The organism is Rhizomicrobium sp., assembly GCF_056722145.1.
The window spans coordinates 1-3,486 of sequence record NZ_JBWZET010000282.1; the positions used below are offsets into that span (position 1 = coordinate 1).

At 64.8% G+C, this 3,486-nt stretch carries 3 protein-coding genes; all 3 read left to right on the forward strand.

Features of this window, described 5'->3' with window-relative positions:
* A partial coding sequence (locus tag AC1P6P_RS14740; protein ID WP_481403199.1) for a DNA gyrase subunit A occupies positions 1 to 2,160 on the forward strand: 2,160 nt, incomplete at its 5' end.
* Entirely contained in the window at positions 2,157 to 2,666 is a 510-nt protein-coding gene (gene coaD / locus AC1P6P_RS14745; RefSeq protein ID WP_481403200.1) for a pantetheine-phosphate adenylyltransferase, read from the forward strand. The genes AC1P6P_RS14740 and coaD, both read left to right, overlap by 4 nt.
* A gap of 1 nt (position 2,667) precedes the next feature.
* Entirely contained in the window at positions 2,668 to 3,135 is a 468-nt protein-coding gene (locus tag AC1P6P_RS14750; protein ID WP_481403201.1) for a peptidylprolyl isomerase, read from the forward strand.
* Positions 3,136 to 3,486: the final 351 nt, after the last annotated feature.

The window sequence follows — 3,486 nt, forward strand, 5'->3', positions numbered from 1 at the left end:
CCGCCGCACAATCTCGGCGAAGTGATCGATGCGTGCCTGGCCTACATCGAGGATCCCTCGATCACGATGGAGCAGCTGACCGAGATCGTGCCGGGCCCGGATTTCCCGACCGGCGGCCTCATCATCGGCAAGGCGGCGGCGCGCGCGGCGCTGGCCCGCGGCCGCGGCTCGATCCTGATGCGCGCCAAGTGCACGGTCGAGGAAATCCGCAAAGACCGCGAAGCCATCATCGTCCACGAAATTCCGTATCAGGTGAACAAGGCGCGCATGCAGGAACGCATGGCCGAACTGGTGCGCGACAAGCGGGTCGAAGGCATCTCCGACATTCGCGACGAATCCGACCGCCACGGCATGCGGGTGGTGATCGAGCTCAAGCGCGATGCTTCGGCGGAAGTGGTGCTGAACCAGCTTTACCGCTTCAGCGATCTGCAGACGAGCTTCGGCGTCAACATGCTGGCGCTCAACGACGGCCGGCCGCAGCTTCTCAATTTGAAGGATCTGATCGGCGCCTTCGTCGCCTTCCGCGAGGAAGTGGTGACGCGGCGCACCCGCTTCGAACTCGGCAAGGCCCGCGATCGCGCCCATATCCTGGCCGGTCTGGCGGTGGCGGTCGCGAACATCGACGAAGTCATCGCCCTGATCCGCGCCGCACCGGATGCGCCCACCGCCAAGGTGCAGTTGATGGAACGCGCCTGGCCGGCCAAGGACATGGCGCCGCTGATCGCGCTGATCGCCGACCCCCGCCATGCCCTCGGCGACGACGGCACCATCCATCTCTCCGACGAGCAGGCCAAGGCGATCCTCGAACTGCGCCTGCAGCGCCTGACCGCCCTCGGCCGCGACGAAATCGGCGACGAGGTCAAGAAACTGAGCGAAGCGATCCTGGATTATCTCGACATCCTGCGCTCGCGTCCGCGCGTTCTTGCCATCATCAAGGAAGAGCTGACGGCGGTGCGCGACGAATACGCAACGCCGCGGCTGACCGAACTCATCGATGCCGACATCGAAATCGAAGACGAGGCGCTGATCGAACGCGAGGATGTGGCGATCACCGTCACCCACGCCGGCTACATCAAGCGCACCCCGATCGCCGAATATCGCGTGCAGGGCCGCGGCGGCAAGGGCCGCGCCGGCATGGCGACGCGTGAGGAGGATTTCGTCACCTCGCTGTTCGTCGCTTCCACGCATGCGCCGATGGTGTTCTTCTCGTCCACCGGCATGGCCTACAAGCTGAAGGTCTGGCGGCTGCCCGAAGCGCGCATCCAGGGCAAAGGCAAGGCGATGGTGAATCTGCTGCCGATGTCCGAGCGCGAGCGCATCGCCACCATCCTGCCGCTGCCCGAAGACGAAGGCCAATGGGAGAAGCTCAACGTCGTGTTCGCCACCAAGTCGGGGCAGGTGCGGCGCAATGAGCTTTCCGATTTCGCCTCGATCAACAAATCCGGCAAGATCGCGATGAAGCTGGAAGAGGACGACGGCATCGTCGGGGTGCAGATCTGCACCGATCGCGACGACGTTCTCTTGACTACCAAGCTCGGCAAGTGCATCCGCTTCCCGCTCGGCGACGTCCGCGTCTTCAAGGGGCGCGAATCCACCGGCGTGCGCGGCATCAAGCTGGCGGACGGCGACGAGGTCGTGTCGCTGACGCTGCTCAATCATCTCGATGCCTCCAGCGCCGAAGCCCGCGCCTATCTGAAACAGGCAAGCGCGGCGCGGCGGGCCTCGGGCGAGGAAGTGGCCACGACCGACGAAGCGGTCGACGACAGCGATGACAGCGGCGAAGAAGCGACGCTGACCCCGGAACGCTATGCCGATCTCGGCGCCCGCGAACAGTTCGTGCTGGCGCTGTCGGAAAACGGTTTCGGCAAGCGCACGTCGTCGTACGAGTATCGCGTCACCGGCCGCGGCGGTTCGGGCATCGTCGCCATGGGCATGGGGCGCAAGAACAGCGCCATCATCGCCGCCTTCCCGGTCGACGCCTCCGACGATCTGATGCTGATCTCCAACGCCGGCCAGACCATCCGCGTGCCGGTCGGCTCGATCAGCGTGCAGGGGCGCGCGGCACAAGGCGTGGTCGTGTTCCGCGTCGATGGCGCCGAGCGCGTCGTATCGGTCGAACGCATCGTCGCTGAAACCACCGACGAAGGGGGACCGGCATGACCGGACGCATCGCCCTTTATCCCGGCACCTTTGATCCGCCGACCCTCGGCCACCGCGATATCGTCAAGCGGGCGATCAAGCTGGTCGATCATCTGGTGATCGGGGTCGCCACCAACGCCTCCAAGACGCCGCTCTTCAACCTCGAGGAGCGCGTCGAAATCATGCGCCGGGAGGTGGCGGACCTGGTCGGGCCGGGGCAGGCCAGCATCGAGGTGCTCGCGTTCCAGGGCCTGTTGATGGACTTTGCCGGCGATGTCGGCGCCCAGATGGTGGTGCGCGGCTTGCGCGCGGTGTCGGATTTCGAATACGAATTCCAGATGGTCGGCATGAACGCCGCCATGAAGTCCGACGTCGAGACGGTGTTCCTGATGGCCGATCCGCAGCATCAGGCGATCGCCTCACGCCTGGTCAAGGAGATTGCGCTTCTCGGCGGCGACGTTTCGCCGTTCGTCAGCGCCCATGTTGCAGAACTTTTGAAGAAACGCGCCAAGGATTTGGGAGCCTAGAATGAGTGAGCGGCTGATCATGGAGTTGAAGACCGGCACGGTGACGATCGAGCTGAGGCCCGACCTGGCGCCGCTGCACGTCGCGCGCGTGACCGAGCTGGCAAAGGCCGGCTTCTACGACGGCATCGTCTTTCACCGCGTCATCCCGGGCTTCATGGCGCAGACCGGCGATCCCACCGGCACCGGCATGGGCGGCTCCGACAAGCCCGATCTCAAGGCCGAATTCTCGAGCGAGCGGCATGTGCGCGGCACCTGCTCGATGGCGCGCTCGTCGAGCCCCAACAGCGCCAACAGCCAGTTCTTCATCTGCTTCGAAGACGCGCCCTGGCTCGATCGTCAGTACACGGTGTGGGGCAAGGTGGTCGAGGGCATGGAGCACATCGATGCCGTCAAGAAGGGCGGCGAACACCACAACGGCGCCATCTCCGGCGAACCCGACAAGATCGTGGCGATGCGGGTGGAAGCATAGTCCCGCGGCGTTACTGCCCCCGCGGGCGCACCGGTTTCCCCGGTCGCAGATCGACCGTGGGGGAAATCCATGCGACGCGTGGGAAGGGGGCTCGTTGATGATGTGCCCCCTTTGCCGCTTACGCGGCACTTCCCCCACGCGCATCATGCCGTTCGAGGCAGCCTGCCGCGCGCGGGGGCAGAAAAGATGAGCGACACTTACAAAGAAATTTGATTCACGCGGAGACGTGGAGCGCGTGTGCCAGACGGCGAGCGCGGCGCATCGAACCACCAAACCGCTTCCGCGTTCTCCGCGTGCGTTAATCTTCGCTGCGAAAGCGATAACGAGTTTTTTTACTCTGCTCCCAAAATG

What these genes read in the sequence shown, in the direction of transcription:
- coaD (WP_481403200.1), top strand. Translation starts at nt 2,157, where the DNA reads ATGACCGGACGCATCGCCCTTTATCCCGGCACCTTTGATCCGCCGACC.
- AC1P6P_RS14750 (WP_481403201.1), top strand. Translation starts at nt 2,668, where the DNA reads ATGAGTGAGCGGCTGATCATGGAGTTGAAGACCGGCACGGTGACGATC.